Source organism: Fictibacillus arsenicus, assembly GCF_001999465.1.
In the GTDB taxonomy this organism is placed as follows: Bacteria; Bacillota; Bacilli; order Bacillales; family Fictibacillaceae; genus Fictibacillus; species Fictibacillus arsenicus.
Window position 1 is genome coordinate 1 of sequence record NZ_MQMF01000084.1, and the last position, 622, is coordinate 622.

Sequence of the window (622 nt, forward strand, 5' to 3'; positions counted from 1 at the left end):
GGGACCCACTGCTTGAAGTTCTTCTCGCCCAGGATGTCCTTCGCGATGTCGTTCCGGACGAAGGAGTAGCCGGACTCGGCGAGCCACTGGGCCTTGCCGGGCACGAGCCGGGGACGGCGCATGGCCCACGCGAAGAAGGCGGTGATGAGCACCACGGAGAGCAGGACGAGCAGCATCTGCTTGCCGAAGCCGGTGCCGTACTCCGCACCCCAGGGGAAGATCTCCGGGAGGTGACCATCAGAGATGGTGGGGGGCACGAATGATGCGTTGGCCAGCACGAGGGTCAGCACACGGTTCCTCTCCGAAGTGATGCAGTCGACGGGACAGCAGCCTCGTCCCCGGACCACAGGCGGGCGCCGCGACATTGCGGGGTACCGGTGCGATGCGAGACACGGATGGCGGCAGATGGGCGCCGTCGAAGTGTTCGCTGACAACGATACCAAACGGTGACCCGTGCTCCATACCGCGGAAGGGGCCCACGGCATGGCCCCCGGCTCGGTGTCTTCGCGCCTCGGGCGGGTCAGTCGGAGTAGATCCCGCGGCGGGTCCGCGCGAAGACGAGGACCTCCGTGGCTTGCCCAGACGAGGATCGTCACGAGGGCGGCGATCGCCGCCGCGTCCG

Annotated in this window: 1 protein-coding gene; it reads right to left on the reverse strand. The window is 67.7% G+C overall.

Features of this window, described 5'->3' with window-relative positions; all coding sequences use genetic code 11:
- A partial coding sequence (locus UN64_RS21940) for a hypothetical protein (protein WP_245802096.1) occupies window positions 1-290 on the reverse strand: 290 nt, incomplete at its 3' end.
- Between the last annotated feature and the right edge of the window lie 332 nt (window positions 291-622).